This window comes from Frondihabitans sp. PhB188 (assembly GCF_003752365.1).
Lineage (GTDB): Bacteria > Actinomycetota > Actinomycetes > Actinomycetales > Microbacteriaceae > Frondihabitans.
In genome coordinates this window covers 1-23978 of the sequence record NZ_RJUO01000003.1, presented here as the reverse complement: position 1 = coordinate 23978, position 23978 = coordinate 1, and the positions used below count along the sequence as shown (strand labels likewise).

The 23978-nt window shown below is 69.5% G+C and carries 24 protein-coding genes; 22 read left to right on the top strand and 2 right to left on the bottom strand.

What is annotated here, in order from left to right; translation table 11 throughout:
* Positions 1 to 19: 19 nt before the first annotated feature.
* Positions 20 to 1549 (top strand): GTPase HflX, encoded by a 1530-nt coding sequence (gene hflX / locus EDF46_RS08905; RefSeq protein ID WP_123505966.1) that lies wholly within the window; start codon positions 20 to 22, stop codon positions 1547 to 1549.
* A gap of 82 nt (positions 1550 to 1631) precedes the next feature.
* Here the strand turns inward: hflX and lexA are convergent, their stop codons facing one another.
* On the bottom strand, positions 1632 to 2321 hold the full coding sequence (gene lexA / locus EDF46_RS08900; RefSeq protein WP_123505965.1) for a transcriptional repressor LexA: 690 nt from the start codon (positions 2319 to 2321) through the stop codon (positions 1632 to 1634).
* A gap of 277 nt (positions 2322 to 2598) precedes the next feature.
* Here lexA and EDF46_RS08895 point away from each other — a divergent pair, with 277 nt between their 5' ends.
* From EDF46_RS08895 to EDF46_RS08870, 6 genes are all read left to right on the top strand, one after another.
* Positions 2599 to 2967, top strand: a complete 369-nt coding sequence (locus EDF46_RS08895) for a LysM peptidoglycan-binding domain-containing protein (protein WP_123505964.1) — start codon at positions 2599 to 2601, stop codon at positions 2965 to 2967.
* Positions 2968 to 3239: 272 nt separating this feature from the next.
* On the top strand, positions 3240 to 4325 hold the full coding sequence (locus EDF46_RS08890) for a histidinol-phosphate transaminase (RefSeq protein WP_123505963.1): 1086 nt from the start codon (positions 3240 to 3242) through the stop codon (positions 4323 to 4325).
* Complete coding sequence (gene hisB, locus EDF46_RS08885; RefSeq protein WP_123505962.1) at positions 4322 to 4936, top strand: imidazoleglycerol-phosphate dehydratase HisB; 615 nt, start codon at positions 4322 to 4324, stop codon at positions 4934 to 4936. Before EDF46_RS08890 ends, hisB begins: the two co-directional genes overlap by 4 nt.
* A complete protein-coding gene (gene hisH / locus EDF46_RS08880) occupies positions 4933 to 5640 on the top strand; it encodes an imidazole glycerol phosphate synthase subunit HisH (RefSeq protein ID WP_123505961.1) in 708 nt (235 codons plus the stop codon). The genes hisB and hisH overlap by 4 nt, the downstream gene beginning before the upstream one ends.
* A 40-nt stretch (positions 5641 to 5680) precedes the next feature.
* A complete protein-coding gene (priA, locus tag EDF46_RS08875; RefSeq protein WP_123505960.1) occupies positions 5681 to 6427 on the top strand; it encodes a bifunctional 1-(5-phosphoribosyl)-5-((5-phosphoribosylamino)methylideneamino)imidazole-4-carboxamide isomerase/phosphoribosylanthranilate isomerase PriA in 747 nt (248 codons plus the stop codon).
* Positions 6427 to 7245: an SseB family protein gene (locus tag EDF46_RS08870; RefSeq protein WP_123505959.1), complete on the top strand. Its 819-nt coding sequence runs from the start codon at positions 6427 to 6429 to the stop codon at positions 7243 to 7245. Before priA ends, EDF46_RS08870 begins: the two co-directional genes overlap by 1 nt.
* Here EDF46_RS08870 and EDF46_RS08865 read toward each other — a convergent pair.
* Complete coding sequence (locus EDF46_RS08865) at positions 7238 to 7579, bottom strand: DUF1844 domain-containing protein (protein WP_123506489.1); 342 nt, start codon at positions 7577 to 7579, stop codon at positions 7238 to 7240. The genes EDF46_RS08870 and EDF46_RS08865 overlap by 8 nt on opposite strands.
* Positions 7580 to 7832: 253 nt before the next feature.
* Here EDF46_RS08865 and infC point away from each other — a divergent pair, with 253 nt between their 5' ends.
* The 15 genes from infC to tyrS all read left to right on the top strand — a co-directional run bounded on the left by infC (position 7833) and on the right by tyrS (position 23596).
* Positions 7833 to 8489, top strand: coding sequence for a translation initiation factor IF-3 (infC, locus tag EDF46_RS08860; protein ID WP_370454077.1), 657 nt, complete (start codon positions 7833 to 7835; stop codon positions 8487 to 8489).
* A 61-nt stretch (positions 8490 to 8550) separates the two neighbouring features.
* Complete coding sequence (rpmI, locus tag EDF46_RS08855; RefSeq protein WP_055962484.1) at positions 8551 to 8745, top strand: 50S ribosomal protein L35; 195 nt, start codon at positions 8551 to 8553, stop codon at positions 8743 to 8745.
* Positions 8746 to 8772: 27 nt separating this feature from the next.
* Complete coding sequence (gene rplT, locus EDF46_RS08850) at positions 8773 to 9162, top strand: 50S ribosomal protein L20 (RefSeq protein WP_123505957.1); 390 nt, start codon at positions 8773 to 8775, stop codon at positions 9160 to 9162.
* Positions 9163 to 9208: 46 nt separating this feature from the next.
* A complete protein-coding gene (locus tag EDF46_RS08845; protein ID WP_123506488.1) occupies positions 9209 to 10012 on the top strand; it encodes an RNA methyltransferase in 804 nt (267 codons plus the stop codon).
* Positions 10013 to 10245: 233 nt separating this feature from the next.
* Complete coding sequence (locus tag EDF46_RS08840) at positions 10246 to 11178, top strand: hypothetical protein (RefSeq protein WP_123505956.1); 933 nt, start codon at positions 10246 to 10248, stop codon at positions 11176 to 11178.
* Between the two features lie 11 nt (positions 11179 to 11189).
* The gene (gene pheS / locus EDF46_RS08835) at positions 11190 to 12230 is read left to right on the top strand and encodes a phenylalanine--tRNA ligase subunit alpha (protein ID WP_123506487.1); all 1041 of its coding nucleotides are present in this window, start codon (positions 11190 to 11192) and stop codon (positions 12228 to 12230) included.
* Positions 12230 to 14746, top strand: a complete 2517-nt coding sequence (pheT, locus tag EDF46_RS08830) for a phenylalanine--tRNA ligase subunit beta (protein WP_123505955.1) — start codon at positions 12230 to 12232, stop codon at positions 14744 to 14746. The genes pheS and pheT overlap by 1 nt, the downstream gene beginning before the upstream one ends.
* A gap of 55 nt (positions 14747 to 14801) precedes the next feature.
* Complete coding sequence (argC, locus tag EDF46_RS08825) at positions 14802 to 15848, top strand: N-acetyl-gamma-glutamyl-phosphate reductase (RefSeq protein ID WP_123505954.1); 1047 nt, start codon at positions 14802 to 14804, stop codon at positions 15846 to 15848.
* Positions 15845 to 17002, top strand: a complete 1158-nt coding sequence (gene argJ / locus EDF46_RS08820; RefSeq protein ID WP_123505953.1) for a bifunctional glutamate N-acetyltransferase/amino-acid acetyltransferase ArgJ — start codon at positions 15845 to 15847, stop codon at positions 17000 to 17002. The genes argC and argJ overlap by 4 nt, the downstream gene beginning before the upstream one ends.
* A gap of 5 nt (positions 17003 to 17007) precedes the next feature.
* Positions 17008 to 17985, top strand: a complete 978-nt coding sequence (argB, locus tag EDF46_RS08815) for an acetylglutamate kinase (protein WP_123505952.1) — start codon at positions 17008 to 17010, stop codon at positions 17983 to 17985.
* Entirely contained in the window at positions 17982 to 19190 is a 1209-nt protein-coding gene (locus tag EDF46_RS08810) for an acetylornithine transaminase (protein ID WP_123505951.1), read from the top strand. The genes argB and EDF46_RS08810 overlap by 4 nt, the downstream gene beginning before the upstream one ends.
* Entirely contained in the window at positions 19187 to 20110 is a 924-nt protein-coding gene (argF, locus tag EDF46_RS08805) for an ornithine carbamoyltransferase (RefSeq protein ID WP_123505950.1), read from the top strand. Before EDF46_RS08810 ends, argF begins: the two co-directional genes overlap by 4 nt.
* A complete protein-coding gene (argH, locus tag EDF46_RS08800; RefSeq protein ID WP_123505949.1) occupies positions 20107 to 21546 on the top strand; it encodes an argininosuccinate lyase in 1440 nt (479 codons plus the stop codon). Before argF ends, argH begins: the two co-directional genes overlap by 4 nt.
* A gap of 133 nt (positions 21547 to 21679) precedes the next feature.
* Positions 21680 to 22273, top strand: a complete 594-nt coding sequence (locus EDF46_RS08795) for a DNA-3-methyladenine glycosylase (protein ID WP_123505948.1) — start codon at positions 21680 to 21682, stop codon at positions 22271 to 22273.
* A gap of 18 nt (positions 22274 to 22291) precedes the next feature.
* Positions 22292 to 23596, top strand: coding sequence for a tyrosine--tRNA ligase (gene tyrS, locus EDF46_RS08790; protein ID WP_123506486.1), 1305 nt, complete (start codon positions 22292 to 22294; stop codon positions 23594 to 23596).
* Positions 23597 to 23978: the final 382 nt, after the last annotated feature.

The window sequence follows — 23978 nt, the reverse complement described above, 5'->3', positions numbered from 1 at the left end:
AAGGTCTAATGTGACTGCAATGACTGAGCACACCAGCACCGATGCACCGCGCGAGGAGAGCGACGACGTGGTCGACCGCATCCTGAGCAACGCGTCGTCGAGGGCTGGTCTGAGCGTGTTCGCTCCGGCCCAGGCGATCCAGACCGAAGGGCTCTCCGGTGCGGGCACCAGCCGCGACGAGAGCTTCGACGGCGAGCAGCTCGACGTGGCCGACCGCCAGGCGCTCCGGCGCGTGGCCGGTCTGTCGACCGAGCTCGAAGACGTCACCGAGGTCGAGTACCGACAGCTGCGGCTCGAGAACGTCGTGCTGATCGGCGTGTACTCGCAGGGGTCGCTCCAGGACGCCGAGAACTCGATCCGCGAGCTCGCCGCCCTGGCCGAGACCGCGGGCGCCGTCGTGCTCGACGGCCTCCTGCAGCGCCGGCCGAACCCCGACCCGTCGACGTACCTCGGATCGGGCAAGGCGCTCGAGCTGAAGGCCACTGTGCAGGCACTCGGTGCCGACACCGTGATCGCCGACACCGAGCTGGCACCGAGCCAGCGTCGTGCGCTCGAAGACGTGGTGAAGGTCAAGGTGATCGACCGGACGGCCGTCATCCTCGACATCTTCAGCCAACACGCCAAGAGCCGCGAGGGCAAGGCGCAGGTCGAGCTCGCGCAGCTCGAGTACCTCCTCCCGAGGCTCCGCGGCTGGGGCGAGTCGATGTCGCGCCAGGCCGGTGGCCAGGTCGGCGCCGGCAACGGAATGGGCTCGCGCGGTCCGGGTGAGACGAAGATCGAGCTCGATCGACGCCGGATCCACACCCGGATGGCGATCCTGCGCAAGAAGATCAAAGAGATGAAGCCGGCACGCGAGGCGAAGCGGGCCAACCGCACGCGCAACGCGGTCCCGAGCGTCGCGATCGCCGGCTACACCAACGCCGGCAAGTCGAGCCTGCTCAACCGGATGACTCGCACCGGAGTCCTGGTCGAGAACGCCCTGTTCGCGACCCTCGACACCACCGTGCGCAAGTCGCTGACCGACGACGGCCGTCCGTTCACGTACGCCGACACTGTCGGCTTCGTGCGCAACCTTCCGCATCAGCTGGTCGAGGCCTTCCGCTCGACGCTCGAGGAGGTCCACGACAGCGACATCATCGTGCACGTCGTCGACGGCTCGCACCCCGACCCGGCTGCGCAGCTGGCGACGGTCCGCGAGGTCATCTCGGAGGTCGACGGGCGAGACATCCCCGAGGTCGTCGTCTTCAACAAGAGCGACCTGGTCGACGAGAGCCAGCGGCTCGTGCTGCGCGGGATGGTGCCCGACGCGATCTTCGTGTCGGCCCGCACCGGCGAGGGCATCGACGAGCTGCGTGCCACGCTCGCGGAGCTCCTGCCGCGGCCCGAGGTCGAGCTCGATCTGCTGGTTCCGTACGACCGAGGCGAGGTCATCGCGCGCATCCACGAGATCGGCACGGTCGTCGACGTCGAGTACCTCCCCGAGGGCACGCGCGTCACGGCCAAGGTCTACCCGCAGGACGCAGCGCCCCTGCGCGAGTTCGCCAACTGAGACGCACCCCTCACACCCGAATCGCCGCAGGAACTTCCTGCGGCCATTCGGCATTCTCGGGCGGCTTCGCCCCGTCGGGCCCCTACAGAGACCGCAGGACGGCGACGACCTTGCCGAGGATCTGCGCGTGGTCGCCCATGATCGGCTCGAAGTTGGAGTTGCGGGGGAGCAGCCAGGTGTGGCCGTCGCGCTGCCGGAACACCTTCACCGTCGCCTCGTCGTCGAGCATCGCCGCGACGATCTCGCCGTTCTCGGCGTTGCCCTGCTGACGGACGACGACCCAGTCGCCATCGCAGATGGCGGCGTCGATCATGGACTCGCCGACGACCTTGAGCATGAACAGCTCGCCCTTGCCCACGAGGGTGCGAGGGAGCGGCATGACGTCTTCGACCTGCTGCTCGGCGGTGATCGGGATGCCTGCGGCGATGCGTCCGACCAGAGGCACGCGAGCGGTCACGTTGTCGTCATCGTCGTAGCGGACGATCGTCGGCTCGGGGACCACCTTGTCGGGGTCCTCGAGGAGCACCTCGAGAGCGCGGGGCCGGTTGGGGTCGCGGCGGATCGCACCGGCGAGCTCGAGCTGGTTGAGCTGGTGAGTGACGCTGGAGAGGGAGGCGAGGCCGACGGCGTCGCCGATCTCGCGCATGCTCGGCGGATAGCCGCGGCTGGCGATCGAGGCGCGGATGGCCGTCAGGATCAGGTTCTGCTTCGCCGTCAGGGGCTTTCGGGCACGGGGATCGGGCCCAGCCTCTGTAGTCGTTGCCTCGGTCACGCGCCCACCTCTCTCGAATGTCGGTGGCTGCTGTTCTACTGATCCCACCGATCGAAACTGTATCCGGTCGAAATGAGCAGAACAAACACATGTTCGAGTGTGTCGCGTGATTTTTCTGCGATTTTCGGCTAGAGCCCCTTGAAATCAGTGTTAATCGAAGATATGTTCGGAAGTGTTCTTCGGAACACCTCTTCGTGTCAGGCGGCCCCGGCCGGCGGCCTGGCACAAAGACCACAGCCAAGTCGTCTCGACAGAATCGACAAGAGAGGTACGCATCATGAGCGCAACGATCACCGCCTTCCCCACGGCAGCTCCCGCGACCCGCACCGCATCCGTCTCCCACCTCCGCATCACCGCTCGGGGTCGCGTCGTCCTCACGATCGCCGTCCTCCTCGCCGCCGTCGCGATCATCGCCGGCTTCGTTCTGACGGGCGGCGGCGCGGTCGCCACCGGCCAAGCGGGCGACGTCCATTTCGACCACGTCACCGTGGCGGCTGGTGAGACGCTCTGGCAGGTCGCCGAAGATGTGGCCCCGACTGCCGATCCGCGTGACGTCATCTCCGACATCGTCTCGCTCAACAACCTGTCGAGCACGCAGGTCATGCCGGGGCAGTCGCTCGCGATCCCGACGAAGTATTCGAACTAGGCAGCTCGAACCAGGCAGCATCACCTCGCGTGCACCGTCGCCCGGCGCCGTCTCGCACTCGCGGGGCGGCGCTTCTGCGTGCGTGCTGGGCTTGGCGGGGCTTCGCAAGGATCTCGGAGGCAGCGATCCTTCATGAGCGCACGCCGCGCCGTGCAGTTCCTTGCAGCGCGTGCAACTCGCTCTCGAATGCCTTGTGAGCGAGCACCTCGTCCTCGTCTAAGGACACCCGGTACCGGGCGCAACACATGCCGCGACCCCCGTAAAATAGCCTCGTGGCCATTTCTCTCGACGACCTGCCCCTCCGCGACGACCTCCGTGGTCAGTCGCCTTACGGCGCCCCTCAGAAGAAGGTGCGCGTCGCGCTGAACGTCAACGAGAACACGCATCCCATCCCGGAAGACGTGGCGCGAGACATCGTCGAGTCGGTCGCGGCCGCCGTGCTCGAGGTCAATCGCTACCCCGACCGCGAGTTCACGACGCTGCGCGAGTCCCTCGCCGCCTACCTCGGCCACGGCCTGACCGCCGACCAGATCTGGGCGGCGAACGGCTCGAACGAGGTCATCCAGCAGATTCTGCAGGCGTTCGGCGGCCCTGGTCGTCGCGTGCTCGGCTTCCCGCCCACCTATTCCATGCACTCGATCATCTCGCGAGGCGTCGGCTCCGAGTGGGTCGAGGGCGTGCGCGACGCCGATTTCACGCTCTCGCCCGAGACGGTCCGCGCCGAGATCGAGCGCACCGACCCAGACGTCGTCTTCCTCTGCGCGCCGAACAACCCGACCGGCACCCCGATGGAGCTCGACGTGATCGAAGCGGCGTACGACGCGGCGCGCGGAATCGTCCTGGTCGACGAGGCCTACGCCGAGTTCATGCCGGCCGACCGGCCGAGCGCGGTCACGCTGCTCGAGGGGCGTCCGCGCCTGCTGGTCTCGCGCACCATGAGCAAGGCGTTCGCGTTCGCCGGCGCCCGCGTCGGCTATCTCGCGGCCGACCCGGTCGCGATCGACGCCCTCCGTCTCGTGCGCCTGCCGTACCACCTGTCGTCGCTCACCCAGGCGGCGGCGGTCGCGGCGCTCCGTCACTCCGACGAGATGCTCGCCATGGTCGACGACATCAAGGCCCAGCGCGACCGCATGGTCGAGACGCTGACCGAGCTCGGGTACCACGCGTGGCCGACCTGGTCGAACTTCGTGCTGTTCGGCGGCGTCGACGACCCGCACGCCGTCTTCGAGGCTCTCCTCGAGCGCGGCATCATCGTGCGCGACCTCGCGATCGAGGGCCACCTCCGCGTGAGCGCGGGCACCGAGGCCGAGACGACCGCGTTCCTTGACGCCATGCGCGACATTAGGCTCGGAGCATGAGCACCGACAGCGCCGCGCGCACGGCTACCGTCTCGCGGGCCACGAGCGAGTCCAGCATCGACCTCTCCCTCGACCTCGACGGCACGGGCACCTCGCGCATCGACTCCTCGGTGCCGTTCTACGACCACCTGCTCACGGCCCTGTCGAAGCACTCGCTGATCGACCTCGACCTCAAGGCGACCGGCGACACCGACATCGACGTGCACCACACGGTCGAAGACATCGGCATCACCTTCGGCACCGCCCTCCGCGAGGCCCTCGGCGACAAGACGGGCATCCGCCGCTACGGCGACGCGCTCGTCCCGCTCGACGAGGCGCTCGTCCAGGCGGTCGTCGACGTCTCCGGGCGCCCGTACCTGGTGCACTCCGGTGAGCCGGAGGGCTTCGAGTTCCACCTGATCGGCGGTCACTTCACCGGCAGCATGGTGCGCCACGTCTTCGAGGCGATCACCTTCCACGCCGGCCTGACGGTGCACATCACCGTGCTGGGCGGCCGCGACCCGCACCACATCGCCGAAGCCGAGTTCAAGGCGTTCGCCCGTGCGCTCCGCGCCGCCATCGAGCCCGATCCGCGTGTCGACGGCATTCCGTCGACCAAGGGTGCGCTGTGACCGACGCTCAGGCCGATGCCCGAGGGTCTGCCGAAGCCGCCGAGTCCACTGCCCGCACGGCTCCGAGCGGCGCGGCCCGCCCCCGCGTCGTCGTCCTCGACTACGGCAGCGGCAACGTCCACTCCGCCATCAAGGCGCTCGAGCTGGCCGGAGCCGAGGTCGAGCTCACGGCCGACAGCGACCGTGTGGCCAAGGCCGACGGTCTCTTCGTCCCGGGTGTGGGTGCTTTCTCCGCCGTCATGTCGCAGCTCCAGTCGGTGCGCGGCGCCGAGAAGATCGACCGCCGCCTCGCCGGCGGCCGCCCCGTCCTCGGCATCTGCGTCGGCATGCAGGTGCTCTTCGAGACCGGCGTCGAGCGGGGTCAGACCACCGAGGGCCTGGGGGAGTGGCCGGGCACGATCGACGAGCTCAAGGCCGACGTCCTCCCGCACATGGGCTGGAACACCGTGTCCGCCCCCGATGAGTCCATGCTCTTCGAGGGCATCCGTGACGAGCGGTTCTACTTCGTGCACTCCTACGCCGCGCAGGAGTGGTCGCTCGACGGCCACGGCGCGCGCAAGTCGCCGCTCGTGACCTGGGCCGACCACGGCGGGCCCTTCGTGGCGGCCGTCGAGAACGGACCGCTCTGGGCCACGCAGTTCCACCCCGAGAAGTCCGGCGCCCCGGGCATCCGCCTCCTGACCAACTGGCTCCAGACCCTCTAGCGCCTGCCGCCGCGAGCGGCGACCCACACCGGAAAGCACCATGACCGACTTCACCAGCACTCCCGCCCTCACGCTGCTCCCCGCGGTCGACGTCGCCGACGGCAAGGCCGTCCGCCTCACCCAGGGCGAGGCCGGCACCGAGACCAACTACGGCGACCCCGTCGACGCCGCCGCCGACTGGAAAGACCAGGGCGCCGAGTGGCTCCACCTGGTCGACCTCGATGCGGCCTTCGGCCGTGGCGACAACCGCGAGGTCATCCGCCGCGTCATCTCGCACGTCAAGGGCATCGACGTCGAGCTGTCAGGCGGAATCCGCGACGACGCGTCGCTCGAGGCGGCCCTCGAGACCGGCGTGAAGCGGATCAACCTCGGCACGGCCGCCCTCGAGAACCCCGAGTGGGCGGCCCACGTCATCGCCCAGTACGGCGACGCCATCGCGGTGGGCCTGGATGTGCGCGGCACGACGCTGGCCGCGCGCGGCTGGACGCAGGAAGGCGGCGACCTGTTCGAGGTGCTCGCCCGCCTCGAGGAGGCCGGCTGCGCCCGCTACGTCGTCACCGACGTCACGAAAGACGGCACTCTCCAGGGGCCGAACATCGAGCTCCTCAAGCAGGTCATGGAGCGCACCGACCGCCCGGTCGTCGCCTCGGGCGGCATCTCCAGCCTCGACGACCTGGTCGCACTCCGCGAGCTCGTCCCGCACGGCCTCGAGGGCGCCATCGTCGGCAAGGCCCTCTACGCGGGCGCCTTCACGCTCGGCGCGGCTCTGGACGTCGCCGGGCGCTGATGGCCGAGCCGCTCGATCACGGCCACGACCAGGCCGAGGCGCACGGATTCGCCCGGTCGCTCGGCGCCGACAGCGCCGGGAACCCCTGGGAGGGGCGCACCTTCCAGGCGCACGACACCACCTACGCCGGCGACGACGGATCAGCCGACCCCGCCCTCCTGGCCGCGCTCGAAGCCCATCTCGCCGGGCAGGCCGACGAGGCGGCGGTGCTCGACGCCCTGCGCGCCGCCCGCCTCCTCATCCCGCTCCTGGCGCACGCGGGCGACGAGGGCGCGGGCGAGCACGGCGTACGGGTCGACAAGACGCAGGAACTCGCGATCGTGACCGTGGCCGGCCCCGACGGCCGCACGGTGCTGCCGGCCTTCACCTCGGTGCGGACGCTCCAGGCGTGGAACAGGTTCGCACGTCCAGTTCCTGCGCAGTCGCGCCGGATCGCCATCGCGGCGGCGGCGGAGTCGACCGAGCTGATGGTGCTCGATCCCGGCTCGGAGACCGAGTTCGGCGTGCGGAGACCAGCACTCTGGGCTCTTGCGCAGGACCTGCCGTGGGTCCCGGCGGCCCTCGATCCCGACGTGGCCCGGGCATTCGTCGCTTCGGTCGAGCTCGAGCCCGCAGTCGCATCCGTCGGACTCGCGCCCCAGCCTGGACCGTCCGCGCTCACGGGGCCCGAGGTCGTCGTGCAGCTGGGGCTCCGGCCGGGGCTCGACCGCGCCGAGCTGTCGGCCCTGCTCCAGCGACTTCAGCAGGCCTGGGCCCTTGACCCGGTCATCGCGGAGCGCGTCGACAGCCTGGGTCTCAAGGTCGTCGCCGCTAGTTGACGGGCCCGGTGTACTTCTCCCCCGGCCCCTGCCCCACGGCGTCCGGGATCGGCGAGGCTTCGCGGAACGCCAGCTGGAGGCTGCGCAGTCCGTCGCGAAGAGCCCGCGCGTGCGTGTCGCCGATCTCGGGGGCTGCAGCCGTGACGAGGCCGGCCAGGGCGGTGATGAGCTTGCGGGCCTCGTCGAGGTCGGTCTGCTCGTCGGGGGAGTCGGCGAGCCCGACCTTGACGGCCGCGGCGCTGAGGAGGTGGACGGCTACGGTGTTGATGACCTCGACGGCCGGCACCTCGGCGATGTCGCGTTCGGCGCCGACTTCGTCGACGCCGTCGCCCATCGAGTCGTAGGGCGAGACGTGATCGGCGTTGGTGTGGCTCACTGGCATTCTCTCTGCTAAGCTTCTGGACGGCTACGGGCGCCTGCGCCCGTATTGAAAGTGGAGTCTCTCCCACCCGCGACCTCAGGTTACCGGGTAGTTGTCACCCCGATCTTCACGTGCACTGCACGCGAGGTCAGCTTCAAGGGTGTGGATGCCTGTTCCGACGTGCATCGACCGCTCCTCTTTCGCCCGCGTGACCAACCGTCGCGTGTTGACTCAGTTAGAGGAGCCCCGCATCAGCGATCCCCGTACCAACGACCGCATCCGCGTCCCTGAGGTCCGACTTGTCGGACCCGCCGGCGAGCAGGTGGGCGTTGTCCCCATCGCCATGGCTCTGCGCCTTGCCGCAGAGGCCGACCTGGATCTGGTCGAAGTTGCACCGAACTCGAAGCCGCCCGTCGCAAAGATCATGGACTACGGCAAGTTCAAGTACGAGGCTGCGCAGAAGGCCAAGGAGGCCCGGCGCAACCAGGCGAACACGATCCTCAAAGAGGTTCGCTTCCGCCTGAAGATCGACAAGCACGACTACGAGACCAAGCTCAAGCGCGCCGAGGGCTTCCTCCAGTCCGGCGACAAGGTCAAGGCCATGATCCTGTTCCGCGGTCGCGAGCAGTCGCGTCCCGAGCAGGGCGTCCGTCTGCTCCAGCGCTTCGCCGAGGACGTGCAGGAGTGGGGCACTGTCGAGAACAACCCCACCATCGACGGCCGCAACATGGTCATGGTCATCGGTCCGCTGAAGAACAAGGCCGAGGCGAAAGCCGAGTCCGAAGCTCGCAAGCAGGCCAACAAGCCCCCCAAGCATCCCGCACCTGCGGAGGCACCCGCTGCCGCCGCCGAGACCACGACCACCGAGGCACCGGCCGAGTAACACCGGCCCGCTTCGCGCCACCCGGGCCATCCCGGGTGGTTCCTAGAAGAAAGTAACGACTATGCCCAAGATGAAGACCCACTCCGGCTCCAAGAAGCGGTTCAAGGTCACCGGCACCGGCAAGCTCATGAAGCAGCAGGCCGGCATGCGTCACAACCTCGAGGTCAAGAGCGCCAAGCGCAAGGCCCGCCTGAACCAGGACCAGGTGCTGGCTCCGGCCGACGCCAAGGTCATCAAGAAGCTTCTCGGCCGCTGAGCCGCGCGAACGTAAGGGAATAAGAAAATGGCAAGAGTCAAGAGGGCGGTCAACGCCGCCAAGAAGCGTCGCGTTGTCCTCGAGCGCGCCGAGGGCTACCGCGGTCAGCGTTCGCGCCTGTACCGCAAGGCCAAGGAGCAGGTCACTCACTCGCTCGTCTACTCGTACCGCGACCGCCGCGCCAGGAAGGGCGAGTTCCGTCGCCTCTGGATCCAGCGCATCAACGCCGCGTCGCGTGCGAACGGCCTCACCTACAACCGCCTCATCCAGGGTCTCGCCCTGGCCGGCGTCGAGGTCGACCGTCGTCTGCTCGCCGACCTCGCGGTCAACGAGCCCGCCACCTTCGCCGGCCTCGTCGCCACCGCGAAGGCGGCCCTTCCCGCCGACACGTCGGCCCCGAAGGTCGACGCTGCGTAATTATCTGCGTGTCTGAGGCAGGATTGCATCCGTGCCCAGCAACCAGATGATCGACAACCCGCGTTCGCCCCGAGTGCGCGCGGTGGCCAAACTGGCCAAGAGAGATGCCCGGTCCCAGACCGGGCTCTTTCTGTTGGAAGGCCCGCAGTCCGTCACGGAGGCCCTGACCTTCCGGCCCGAGCTGGTGGTCGAGCTCTTCGCCACTCCGACGGCGCTCGAGCGCTACACGGAGCTTGCGCAGGCTGCGGTCGACGCTGGCGTCGACATCGAGTTCGTCTCCGAGGACGTCCTCGCGACGATGGCCGACACGGTCACGCCGCAGGGCCTCGTGGCGGTCTGCCGCCAGTTCCCGACCAGCGTGAAAGACATCTTCGGCGACTCCGAGGTGCGCCTCGTGGCGATCCTCGAAGAAGTGCGCGACCCCGGCAACGCGGGCACCATCATCCGCGCGGCCGACGCCGCCGGAGCCGACGCCGTCATCATGACCGGCCGCAGCGTCGACCTGTACAACCCGAAGGTGGTGCGAGCGACCACCGGCTCGCTGTTCCACGTGCCCGTGGCCGTCGGCATCGAGCTCCCAGCCGTGCTGGCGCTGGCCACGCAGGCGGGGCTTCAGGTGCTGGCCGCCGACGTCAAGGGCGGCGACCTCCTGGAAGCGCGCAAGGAGGGCATCCTCGCCGCCCCGACGGCCTGGCTGTTCGGCAACGAGGCCCGCGGCCTCAGCGACGAGGATCTCGCTAAAGCCGACCGGGCTGTCGTCGTGCCGATCTACGGCCACGCCGAGAGCATGAACCTCGCGACGGCCGCGTCCGTCTGCCTCTACGAGAGCGCGTTCGCGCAGCGCAGCTAGCCGCGCCGTTCGCCGCCGTCGCCCCGCGCCCTCCGCCGCGCCGCCCCCTCCGCCGCCCCCCTTGCCGAGAGTGCGATCTTCGTCAGAAACCGGCCCAATTTCGACAACGATCGCACTCTCGCCGCTGCGTCCTCCTCCTCGTCCCCCTCTCCACAGGTGCCGACGCGGCGCTGACTCTCCACAGATGCGTCAGGCCGCCGCCAGCGGGCCGCGCCAGCGACGAGCCTGGACGCATGCCGACTCCGCCGCCGCTTCCGTCCCCGTTCTCCAGCCGACCGTTCTCGACGCGCGAGGCGCTCGCCCACCGCGTGACGCCGCGCGTCCTCCGCTCGCCGGGGCTGCACACGCCGTTCTTCGGCGCGCGAAGCGTCGCTCCCGTCACGACCGCGGTGGCGGCAGCCCACGCCTACGCCACGTCGATGGCCCCTGACGCCCGGTTGAGCCACGTGACGGCGGCCGCCCTGTGGGGCCTGCCGCTCCCTCGGCGTCTGAGCGACTCCGCCGAAGTCCACGTGACCCTGCCGGGGTCCGACCGCAGTGTCCGCGCGAGAAACGTGATCGGGCATCGATCGTCGACCTCGGGGCCGCCTGAGTACGTGGAGGAAATCCGCGTCTCCGATCCGCTCGAGACGTGGGCCTCCCTTGGTCCGTTCCTCACGATCGACGAGCTGATAGCGGCGGGCGACGCCGTCTGCGATCCGTACGGCCTGGCGTCGACTCGAGATGACCTCGCTGCCGAGATCGGCCGCGTCGCGGGGCGACGCGGCCTCGCGAAGGTGCGGCGCGCTTTCGTCGACGTTCGCGAGGGGTCGCGGTCGCCGCAAGAGACTGCTCTTCGACTCGCTCTCGTTCGGGCGGGAGCCCGCATGCCGTTCCTCAATGCCGAGGTGCACTCGGCGGCAGGTGTCTTCCTCGGCCAGGCCGACCTCGTCTACGGACGCGAGCGGCTGGCGATCGAGTACGAGGGCGACCATCACCGCACCGACCGCGACCAGTGGCACAAAGACCTCGGGCGCTCCGAGCGCTTCGCCGACGACGGCTGGCGCATGATGCGGGTCGCGGCGGACGAGGCGCGTCGGGGCTTCATCGCGACGACGGCCCGCGTGATCCGACTCCTCACAGAACGGGGGCAGGAACTGAACCGACCGTCTGCCCCCGTTCGGTAGGCTTGCTTCTCGTGTCAGACACGCCAGCCATCACCGAATCCACCGTCGAGAGCGCCGTCGCCGCGGCCCTCGCGGCCGTCGAGGCGGCCTCGACCGTCGCCGAGCTGAAGACGGTGCGCGGCGAGCACACCGGCGAGCAGTCGTCGCTGGCGCGAATGAACGCCGGCCTCCGCTCGCTGCCGAACGACCAGAAGGCGTCGGCCGGCAAGCTGATGGGCGCGGCCCGGGGCCGTGTCAACCAGGCGGTCGCCGCACGCGAGGAGGCCCTCGCCGCTGTGGAGGAGGCCGCGCGCCTGGAGTCCGAGCGGATCGACGTGACGGCGCTGCCGGTCCGTCGTACCCAGGGCAGCCGTCACCCGCTGAGCCTGCTCCAGGAGAAGATGGCCGACATCTTCATCGCCATGGGCTGGGAGCTGTCCGACGGCCCGGAGCTCGAGCACGAGTGGTTCAACTTCGACGCCCTCAACTTCGACGCCGACCACCCGGCCCGCGCCATGCAAGACACCTTCTTCGTCGAGCCCGTCGACCAGCACCTGCTCCTGCGCACGCACACGTCGCCGGTGCAGATCCGCACGCTGCTCGCGAAGGGCGTGCCGGTCTACAACGTCGCGACCGGCCGTGTCTTCCGCACCGACGAGCTCGACGCCACGCACACGCCCGTCTTCACCCAGATCGAGGCCATCGCCATCGACCGCGGTCTCACGATGGCGCACCTCCGCGGCACCCTCGAGCACCTCGCGCGCCAGATGTTCGGCCCCGACGCGCAGATTCGCCTGCGCCCCAACTACTTCCCCTTCACCGAGCCCAGCGCCGAGATGGACGTCTGGCAGCCGAACGCCAAGGGCGGTGCCCGCTGGGTCGAGTGGGGCGGCTGCGGCATGGTGAACCCCAACGTCCTCCGCTCGGCGGGTCTCGACCCCGACGAGTACCAGGGCTTCGCCTTCGGCATGGGTGTCGAGCGCACGCTTCAGTTCCGCAACGACCTGAACGACATGCGCGACATGGTCGAGGGCGACGTCCGCTTCAGTGAGCAGTTCGGAATGGTGGTCTGATGCGCGTCCCTCTCTCCTGGCTCGGCGAGTACGTCGACCTTCCCGACGACGTCACGCTCGAGCACGTCCACGAGGCCCTCGTCGCCGTCGGCTTCGAAGAAGAAGACGTGCACCTCTCCGAGGTGACCGGTCCCCTGGTCGTCGGGCAGGTCCTCGAGTTCACGCCCGAGCCGCAGTCGAACGGCAAGACCATCAACTGGTGCCGCATCGCAGTCGGCCCGGACCACGCCAGCGACGAGGCCGACGTGCGCGGCATCGTCTGCGGCGCCCACAACTTCGCCGTCGGCGACAAGGTCGTCGTATCCCTGCCCGGCGCCGTGCTGCCCGGGCCGTTCCCGATCGCCGCGCGCAAGACGTACGGCCACGTGTCCGACGGCATGATGGCGTCGACGCGCGAGCTCGGTCTCGGCGAGGAGCACGACGGCATCCTCCTGCTGAAAGACCTGGGTCTCGATCCCGAGGTCGGCACCGATGCGATCCCGCTGCTCGGGCTCGACGACGCCGCCGTCGAGATCAACGTCACGCCCGACCGCGGCTACGCGTTCAGCATCCGCGGCGTCGCCCGCGAGTACTCGCACTCGACCGGAGCCGCGTACCGCGATCCGGCTGACGCGCAGTCGCCCGTCGCCCGGCAGGGTTTCCGCGTCGACGTCGCCGACGGGGCACCAGTCCGCGGCCGCGCCGGAGTCAGCACGTTCATCACCGCGGTCGTCCGCGGCATCGACGCGTCGCGCCCGACACCGCCGTGGATGCGCTCGCGCCTCCGCCTCGCCGGCATCCGCTCGATCAGCCTGCCCGTCGACATCACCAACTACGTGATGCTCGAGACCGGCCAGCCGCTGCACGCCTACGATCTGGCCACCGTCGCCGGAGGATTCACGGTGCGCCGCGCGAACGCGGGGGAGCACCTCACCACTCTCGACGGGAGAGACCGCGCGCTCGACGTCGAAGACCTCCTCATCACGGACGACGACGGCCCGATCGGCCTCGCCGGTGTCATGGGGGGTGAGCGCACCGAGGTCTCGCCTACCACGACCGACGTCGTGGTCGAGGCCGCGACCTTCGAGCCGATCAGCATCGCTCGCACCGCGCGCCGCCAGAAGCTCCCGAGCGAGGCCTCGCGCCGCTTCGAGCGCGGCGTCGACCCGGCGGTCAGCCGTCCCGCTGCCGAGCGCGCCGTCCAGCTCCTCGTCGAGCTCGCCGGCGGCACCGCCGACACGCTCGGCTCCGTCTACGACGTCTCCATCGCGCCGTCGGCGATCTTCCTCGCCGAAGACCGCGCCGGTCGCATGATGGGCGTGGACTACACGACGGCCGAGGTGGAAGAGAGCCTCCTGGCCATCGGCGCCGCGGTCGAGCCCGCCGACGGCAGCTTCACCGTCACCCCGCCGACCTGGCGACCCGACCTCCTCACCTCGGCCGACCTCGTCGAGGAGGTCGCGCGGATCACCGGCTACGACCGCATCCCGTCTGTCCTTCCTGTCGCTCCTCCCGGGCGAGGCCTGACGCGCGAGCAGTCGCTGCGTCGCGCTGTCTCGGCGGGCCTTGCGGCATCGGGTCTCACCGAGGTCTTCGCGTACCCCTTCGTCGCACCCGCCCGCAACGCCGCGTTCTCGCCCGTGCTCGACGGCCCCGATGCGGCGACGCCGGTCACGCTGGCCAACCCGCTCGACACCGATGCCGCCGAGATGCGCATGTCGTTGATCCCCGGGCTGCTCGACACCGCCCGACGCAACCTGTCGCGCGGCCTGCTCGACCTGGCGCTGTACGAGTCGGGCTCGGTCTTCTACGTGAAGCCCGGCGCTTCGACCGGGACCGACTTCATCCCCGTCGGCGCCGCCCGCCCCGACGACGAGACCCTTGCGGCGCTGAATGCCGGCCTTCCGAGCCAGCCCAGGCATCTCGCGTTCCTGCGCTCCGGTTCTACAGTCGAGCGCCAGCCCGGTCAGGCGGCCCAGTCGGCCGACCTCGCCGACGTGCTCGACGATGTCCGCACCGCCGTCCGCCAGGTCGCGGCCGAGGTGAGCGTCCGTCAGGGTCGCCACGTCTCGCTGCACCCCGGCCGGACGGCCGAGCTGATCGTTGCAGGCGAGGTCGTCGGCGTCGCCGGCGAGCTGCTGCCGGCGGTGGCGGCCGACCTCGACCTGCCGCGCGGAGTCGTCGTCGCCGAGCTCGATCTCGACCGTGTCATGGCCCTGGCGCGGGTGGAGCCGGCTCCGGTGCCGATATCGGCGTACCCGGTCGCGACTCAAGACCTGTCGCTCGTCGTCGGGGCCGATGCCCCGGCCGGCGAGGTGCTCGAGGCCGTCGTGTCCGGTGCCGGCGAGCTTCTCGAGTATGCTCGCCTCGTGGACGACTACCGCGGCGAAGGCATCGATGAGGGCTCGAAGTCCCTCACGTTCGCGCTGCGCTTCCGCGCGACCGACCGCACTCTGACCGCTGCCGAAGCCTCCGAGGCCAAGCAGGGCTCCGTGCGTCTCGCTGGCGAGCGATTCGGGGCGACGCTCCGCGACTGACCGTCGCGAGGCGCCGCCGCCCCGTCATCGTCCAGTCGAACATTAGGGTAGAAGCATGCCTTTATCCGTCGCCGTTGCAGGCGCAAGCGGTTACGCCGGTGGGGAACTCCTCCGCATCCTCAGTCAGCACCCCGAATTCGAGGTGACCACGGTCACCGCATTCACGAACGCCGGCCAGCCGCTCCTCGCGGCGCAGCCGCACCTGCGATCGCTCGCGCACCTGACACTCGTCACGACCACGGCCGAAAACCTTGCGGGCCACGATGTCGTCTTCCTCGCCCTGCCGCACGGCAAGTCGGGTGAGATCACGGCCGAGCTGCCCGAGGGGACGCTGGTCGTCGACTGCGGCGCCGACCACCGCCTCAGGAGCGAGGCGGACTGGGCGGCGTTCTACGGCGGCGAGTTCTACGGCGCCTGGAGCTACGGCATGCCCGAGCTCATCCACTCCGGCGGGGGCAAGCAGCGCGGCGAGCTCGAGGGCACGAAGCGCATCGCGGTTCCCGGGTGCAATGTCACGGCCATGTCGCTGGGGCTGGCACCCGCCGTCGAGGCCGGCCTGGTCGAGGCCGACGACATCGTCGCCGTCCTGGCCGTGGGCCCGTCGGGGGCCGGCAAGTCGCTCAAGCCGCACCTGCTGGCCAGCGAGCTGATGGGCTCCGCCTCTGCGTACGGCGTGGGCGGCAGCCACCGGCACATCCCCGAGACGCAGCAGAATCTCCGGGTGGCCGGCGCCACGCGCGTGAGCCTGTCGTTCACCCCGGTGCTCGTGCCGATGTCGCGCGGCATCCTCGCGACCACGACCGCCAAGCTCGCACCCGGCGTCACCGAGTCGGACGTCCGCCGCGCCTACGAGCTCGCGTACGGCGACGAGCCCTTCGTGCACGTGCTCCCGGCGGGGGAGTACCCCCGTGTCGCCGACACAGTCGGGGCCAACACCTGTCTCATCGGCCTCGCCGTCGACGAGGCCGCGGGTCGCCTCGTCGCGATCAGCGCGCTCGACAACCTGGTCAAAGGCACCGCAGGCGCCGCCGTCCAGTCGGCCAACATCGCGCTCGGCCTTCCCGAGACGCTCGGCCTCACCATGAACGGAGTCGCCCCGTGAGCGTCACAGCAGCGCAGGGCTTCCAGGCCGCGGGAGTCGCAGCCGGTCTCAAGTCGACGGGCAGGCCCGACGTGGCGCTCGTCGTCAACACGGGTCGCAGCGCGGCAGTCGCCGGCGTCTTCACCAGCAACCGAGCGAAGGCGCACCCCGTCGTCTGGTCGCAGCAGGTCGTGGCCGACGGCCAGGCCCGCGCGGTGATCCTCAACTCGGGCGGGGCCAACTGCTTCACGGGCCCGTTCGGCTTCCAGACCACCCACCAGACGGCCGAGCTGGCAGCCGAGGTGCTCGACGTCTCGGCGGGCGACGTGATCGTCTGCTCGACGGGGCTCATCGGCGTCGGCGACCAGGTCTTCCGCGACAAGGTCCTGGCGGGCACGAGAGCGGCCGCGTCCGAGCTCACGGCCGATGGCGGTCTCGCTGCCGCCACCGCCATCATGACGACCGACACCCACCCCAAGCAGGCGGTCGTGCACGGCGACGGCTGGGTCGTCGGCGGGATGGCGAAGGGCGCCGGCATGCTGGCCCCCGGCCTCGCGACGATGCTGGTCGTCCTGACGACCGACGCCGATGCCTCGGCCCGAGAGCTGGACGCAGCACTCCGGCAGGCGACCCGCGTCACCTTCGACCGCCTCGACTCCGACGGCTGCATGTCGACGAACGACACGGTCGTTCTCCTGGCCAGCGGCGAGTCGGGCGTCACGCCGTCGCCGGACGAGCTCGCCGCCGCCGTCACCGAGCTCTGCGCCGATCTGGCCGCGCAGCTCCAGGGCGATGCCGAGGGCGCCTCGCACGACATCACGATCGACGTCTCGGGCGCCGTCACCGAGGAGGACGCCGTCGAGGTCGGCCGCTCGCTGGCCCGGAGCAACCTCCTGATGGCCGCCGTCTTCGGCAACGATCCGAACTGGGGACGCGTGCTCGCGGCGATCGGCACGACGAGCGCCGAATTCGACCCGTACGACGTCGACGTGTCGTTCAACGGCGTCCGGCTCTGCGCCGAGGGTGCTCCCGACCGCCCGGTGACCGAGGTCGACATGACCCCCCGCGCCCTCCGCATCGAGCTCGACCTGCACGCGGGTCAGTCACGGGCGACGATCCTGACGAACGATCTCACGCACGACTACGTGCATGAGAACAGCGCGTACTCGAGCTGAGCGGCATGGATACCGAACAGGCCATGCGCCGCGAGCAAGACCTGGCTGCCGTCAAGGCGGCGACGCTCATCGAGTCGCTCCCCTGGCTGCTCAACTACCGTGACCGCGTCGTGGTCGTGAAGTTCGGCGGCAACGCCATGGTGAACGACGATCTCAAGCGCGCCTTCGCCGAAGACATGGTCTACCTGCGCACGGTCGGCCTGCACCCTGTCGTCGTCCACGGCGGCGGTCCGCAGATCTCGGCGGCGCTCAAGGCGGCCGGCATCGAGTCCGAGTTCCGCGGTGGCTACCGCGTGACGACGACCGAGGCCATCTCGGTGGTCCGCGATGTGCTGGCCGGCGAGGTCAACCGCGAGATCGTCGACATGATGAACGAGCACGGCGACCTCGCGCGGGGCGTGTTCAGCGACGGCACCGACTCCGCGCGCCTCTTCGAGGGGCACGTGCGCGGCGTCGAGGTCGACGGCGAGACGTTCGATCTCGGCCACGTCGGCGACATCACGAGCGTCGACCCGTCGCGCGTGCTCGCCGAGATCGAGGCCGGCAGGATCCCCGTCGTCTCGTCCATCGCCGTCAACGACATGGATCGCGACTCGGCCCTCAACGTGAATGCCGACGCAGCGGCCGCAGCTCTGGCCATCGCGCTCCAGGCGTCGAAGCTGATCATGCTGACGGACGTGCCCGGCCTCTACGCCGACTGGCCGAACCGCGCCTCGCTCGTCGCGCTGATCACGGTCGACGAGCTGACCGAGATGCTGCCGAGCCTCGAGAGCGGCATGATCCCCAAGATGACCGCCTGCCTCGACGCCGTCGTCGCGGGCGTCGGCGGGGCGACCATCATCGACGGCCGCATCCCGCACTCCATCCTCCTCGAGATCTTCACCCAGCGTGGTGCGGGCACCGAGGTCATCCCCAACGGCAAGGCGAAGACCGCCCTGCCGCACCAGCCACCCCAGGCAGATCAGAAGAGAGGACAGTCATGACCACGACCACACCGACAACCGAAGGCACGTGGCAGCGCCGATTCGGTGACTCCATCATGAAGAGCCTCTCGACCCCCAAGGTCATGCTCGAGCGGGGCCAGGGCTGCCAGGTCTGGGACGTCGACGGGAAGCGCTATCTCGACTTCCTCGCCGGCATCGCCGTCAATGCGCTCGGCCACGCGCACCCCGTGCTGGTCGACGCGGTCTCGAAGCAGGCTGCGACGCTCATCCACGTCTCCAACTACTTCGCCTCGCCGTCGCAGGTCGAGCTCGCCGAGCTGCTCAAGCGCATCACCGGTGCGGGCGACCGCGGCCGCGTCTACTACGGCAACTCCGGGGCCGAGGCGAACGAGGCGGCCTTCAAGCTGTTCCGTCTCAACAAGGGCGCCGACGGCAGGAAGACCCGCATCCTCGCGCTTCAGAGCGCCTTCCACGGCCGCACCATGGGTGCGCTCGCCCTCACCGGCAAGCCGGCTCTGCGCGAGCCGTTCGAGCCGATGCTCCCGGGCGTCGAGCACATCGAGACGTCCATCGAGGCGCTCGAGCAGGCGATGGACGACACCGTCGCCGGCTTGATCATCGAGCCGATCAAGGGCGAGGCCGGGGTGGTCGACCTGCCCGAGGGCTACCTCAAGGCCGCGCGCGAGCTCACCGCCAAGCACGGCGCTCTGCTGATCCTCGACGAGATCCAGACCGGCGTCGGCCGCACGGGCACCTGGTTCACCTTCCAGCAGTTCGACATCGTGCCCGATGCGGTCACCATCGCCAAGGGCATCGCCGGAGGCATCCCGATCGGCGCACTCGTCACCTTCGGCGACACCAGCGACCTGTTCGAGGCCGGCCAGCACGGCTCGACCTTCGGTGGCAACCCGTTCGCGACCAGTGCGGCGGTCGCCGTGCTCGGCGAGATCGAGGCATCCGACCTGGTCGGCAACGCAGCACGCCGCGGTGCGGAGATCCGAGCCGCGATCGAGGCCATCGGGTCGCCGCTGGTCAAGGAGGTCCGCGGTCGGGGGCTCCTGATCGGCGTGGGGCTCCACGAGCCGATCGCGAACGAGATCAACGCGCGCTGCCTCGAGGCCGGCCTCATCGTGAACGCCGCCAACGACTCCAGCATCCGCATCGCGCCGCCTCTGATCGTCGGCGACGCCGAGATCGCCGAGTTCGTCGAGATCTTCTCCTCCGTTCTGAAAGGTCTCGAATGACCCGCCACTTCCTCCGCGACGACGACCTCACGCAGGCCGAGCAGAGCGCCGTTCTCGACCTCGCCCAGAAACTGAAGGCCGACCGGTACTCAGCGCGCCCGCTCGCGGGCCCGCAGACCGTCGCCGTGATCTTCGACAAGTCGTCGACCCGCACTCGCGTCTCGTTCGCTGTCGGCATCGCCGACCTCGGGGGAGTGCCGCTCATCATCGCCACCGCGTCGAGCCAGCTCGGCGGCAAGGAGACGCCGAGCGACACCGCTCGCGTGCTCGAGCGCCAGGTCGCCGCGATCGTGTGGCGCACCTACGGCCAGGCCGGCCTCGAGGAGATGGCCGAGGGCACGACGGTTCCCGTCGTCAACGCGCTGTCGGACGACTTCCACCCGTGCCAGCTGCTCGCCGACCTGCTGACCATCCGCGAGCAGAAGGGCACGCTCGCCGGCCTGACGGTGGCGTTCGTCGGTGACGGGCGCTGCAACATGGCGCAGTCGTACCTGCTGGCGGGAGCGACGGCGGGCATGCACGTGCGGATCGGGGCCCCGGAGGAGTTCCTGCCCGAGACTGCTGTTCTCGAGGATGCCCAGCGCATCGCCGCCGTGAACGGCGGATCGGCCGTCGTCGTCACCGACGCGGTCGAGGCCGTCGCCGGCGCCGACATCGTCGTGACCGACACCTGGGTGTCGATGGGCAAGGAAGACGAGAAGGCGCACCGCGTCGCGACCTTCGGCTCGTACAAGGTCGACCACGCGCTCATGGCGCACGCCGACGACGACGCGATCTTCTTGCACTGCCTTCCGGCCGACCGCGGCTACGAGGTGGAGGCCGACGTCATCGACGGCCCGCGCAGCGTGATCTGGGACGAGGCCGAGAACCGTCTGCACGCCCAGAAGGCCCTCCTCACGTGGCTGCTGGAGCAGGAATGACGACCGGGGGCAATCGCGCGGCCGAGGCAGGCGCTCTCTGGGGCGGTCGCTTCGCGTCGGGTCCGAGCCCGGAGCTGCAGGCGCTGAGCAAGTCGACGCAGTTCGACTGGCAGCTGTACCCGTACGACATTGCCGGATCGCGTGCGCACGCTAAAGCTCTGGCTGCGGCCGGCTATCTCGACGAGTCCGAGCTGGGCGGGATGCTGGGGGCCCTCGACACCCTCGAGGCCGGGGTCGCCGACGGCACCTACACGGCGGCCGCGTCGGACGAAGACGTGCACTCCGCGCTGGAGCGGCATCTCATGTCGATCGCCGGGCCCGAGCTGGGCGGCAAGCTCCGCGCCGGCCGCAGCCGCAACGACCAGATCGCCACCCTCGTGCGGATGTACCTGCGCGACCACGGCCAGGTCATCGCGCACCAGGTCACCGACCTGATCGACGCGATCGCCGGACAGGCGAGCGCCAATCAGAGGGCCGTGATGCCCGGTCGCACGCACCTCCAGCACGCTCAGCCCGTGCTGCTCGCGCACCACCTGCTCGCGCACGCCTGGCCCCTGGTCCGCGATCTCGAGCGCCTGCGCGACTGGTCGCGACGAGCTGCCGCGTCGCCCTACGGCTCGGGTGCCCTGGCCGGCTCGTCGCTCGGACTCGACCCGGCGCTCGTCGCCCGCGAGCTGGGCTTCGACCGCACGACCGAGAACTCGATCGACGCCACCGCCTCGCGCGACGCGGTCGCCGAGTTCGCCTTCGTCACGGCGTCGATCGGCATCGACCTCTCGCGCCTGGCCGAAGAGGTGATCATCTGGAACACCCGCGAGTTCGGCTTCGTGAAGCTGCACGACGGCTACTCCACCGGATCGTCGATCATGCCTCAGAAGAAGAACCCCGACATCGCCGAGCTCGCGCGCGGCAAGTCGGGCCGCCTGATCGGCAACCTGACCGGTCTCCTCGCGACGTTCAAGGGATTGCCCCTGGCGTACAACCGCGACCTTCAAGAAGACAAAGAGCCCGTCTTCGACACCGTCACTCAGCTCGAGGTGCTCTTGCCGGCGTTCACCGGCATGATCGCGACGCTCGAGTTCGACACGGAGCGTCTCGCAGAGCTGGCTCCGCAGGGTTTCTCTCTGGCGACCGACGTCGCCGAGTGGCTGGTCAAGCAGGGGGTGCCGTTCCGCGACGCCCACGAGATCAGCGGGTCGCTCGTGCAGTTCTGCGAGACCCACGGCCTCGACCTCGACGAGCCGACCGACGAGCAGTACGCCGCCGTCTCGGAGCATCTCACGCCGAGCATCCGAACCGTGCTGACCGTCGAGGGCTCGATCGCGAGCCGTGACGGCGTCGGCGGCACCGCTCCGGTGCGCGTGGCCGAGCAGCTGGCTTCGCTCACCGCTCAGGTGCGCGCCCTGGTCGCCGAACTCGACCCGAAGGCCGTGTGACGATGACCGACGACACCCGTTCCACGCGGCCCTGGCTCCTCCGCATCATCATCGCGATCGCGGTCGTCGTCGTGGTCGCCGCGATCGTCTACACGATCGCGACCGGGCAGCGCTTCCTCTGAGACGCTCCGTCGTGGAACCCCACCCGCTCGCCCGCCCCGCGCTCGAGGCGGCGCCGCTGCTGCTCGGCGCTGTGTTCCGGGCGGGCGAGGTGGCGGTGCGGATCACCGAGGTCGAGGCGTATCACGGCCAGGGCCAGGACCCCGGCTCGCACGCGCACCGCGGGTTCACCGAGCGCAGCGCCAGCCTCTGGGGCGGCCCGGGAACCCTGTACGTGTACCTGTCGTACGGAATCCACCGCTGCCTCAACATCGTCTGCGGCCCGGAGGGCTACGCGTCGGGATGCCTGCTGCGGTCGGGCGAAGTCATCGACGGCCTCGATGTCGCGAGGTCGCGGCGCCCGACGGCCCGCACCGACATCGAGCTCGCGAAAGGACCTGGACGGCTCGGATCAGCCCTCGGCATCGAGCTGTCCGACGACGGCTCGTCGATCGCGACACCTCCGTTCTCGCTCGACCTGCCGAGAGAACCGGTCGCAGGAACCACCGGCCCCCGCGTCGGGGTCTCCGGCCACGCCGGCACCGATGCCTTCCCCTGGCGGTTCTGGATCGCCGACGATCCGACCGTGTCGGCGTACCGCGCCGCCGTGAGTCGCCGCCGCGGCTAAAGTTGTCGGGTGACGAGTCTGACGACGGCCGACATCCTGGCCACCCAATCCAACGATCCCGAGTTCGACAACGTGTGGGACGAACTGGTCTATCGCGGGCTCGTCCATGTCTCGACCGACCAGGAGGCTCTCCGCGAGCTGCTAGGCGGCGAGGCGATCACGTACTACTGCGGCTTCGACCCGACGGCCCCCAGCCTGCACCTCGGCAATCTCGTGCAGCTGCTCGTGATGCGGCGCCTCCAGCTCGCGGGCCACAAGCCGCTCGGCCTCGTCGGCGGCTCGACCGGTCTCATCGGCGATCCGCGTCCCACGGCCGAACGCGTCCTCAAGTCGCGCGAGCAGACGGCGGAGTGGGTCGACAGGATCCGGGTGCACGTCGAGAAGTTCCTGTCGTCCGAGGGCGACAACGCCCTCCGCATCGTCAACAACCTCGACTGGACCGAGCCGCTCAGCGCCATCGAGTTCCTTCGCGACATCGGCAAGAACTTCCGCGTCGGCACGATGCTCAAGAAAGACGCCGTGTCGGCGCGTCTCAACTCGGATGCAGGCATCAGCTACACGGAGTTCAGCTACCAGATCCTGCAGGGTCTCGACTTCCGCGAGCTGTACCGCGCCTACGGGTGCGTGCTCCAGACCGGCGGGAGCGACCAGTGGGGCAACCTGACCAGCGGAACCGACCTGATCCGTCGCTCGGAGGGGGTGTCGGTGCATGCCATCGGCACGCCGCTCATCACGAACTCCGATGGCACCAAGTTCGGCAAGAGCGAGGGCAACGCCATCTGGCTCGACCCCGAGATGACCTCGCCCTACGCCTTCTACCAATTCTGGCTCAACCAAGACGACGCCGACGTCGTCGATCGGCTCAAGATATTCACGTTCCTCACGAAGGCTCAGGTGCAGGAACTCGCCGACCAGGTCGAAGCCCGGCCCTTCGCGCGCGAAGCCCAGAAGCGCCTCGCGTACGAGGTGACCGCACTCGTTCACGGTCACGACGCCGCCCAGGCCGCCATCGATGCGTCCGCCGCGCTGTTCGGCCAGGGCGATCTCGCCCTGCTGCCGGCCGACGTGCTCGCTTCGGCGATCGCCGAGTTGCCGCACGCGACCGTCGCTCCCGGGACCACGGTGTCGCAGGCACTCGTGGCGACCGAGCTCGTCGCCTCGCTGGGTGCTGCCCGGAGGGCGACGGCCGAGGGAGGCGTCTACGTGAACAATGAGCGGGTCGCCGATGAGGCGACGGACATCGCGAGCCTCACCCTGTCTGGTGGTCACGCCGTGCTCCGCCGAGGCAAGAAGACCCTCGCGGGCATCACCGTCCAGGCCTGACGCCCGGGATTACGGGGGAGTAGCGTGCGACACGCCCGAGATGCACGCAGGATTTGCCGCATCTGCGACCCGCACGTATTGTTTTCTCTTGTCACCCCAAAGGAACGGAAACGGGCCTGGATCTGATCCAGTTCAACCTTCCTCAAGCGGGACACCTGCTCCTCATCTCCTTGCTTGCAAGTCGAGATGATTGTGAGTAAGGTTGCAACTCTTCACCTGGCAAGCACAGCTTGCAAGCGGCACCTCATCTCGAGGGGCCGAAGTCCAGTCGGAAACGTTCGCAAGAACGGGTTTGACAGGGCCCGATCGGGTGGATAAGGTTTCAAAGTTGCCTCGGGCGAAGATGGTTTAGATCGTCGGGTTTCGGGTGCGTTTGGTCCTT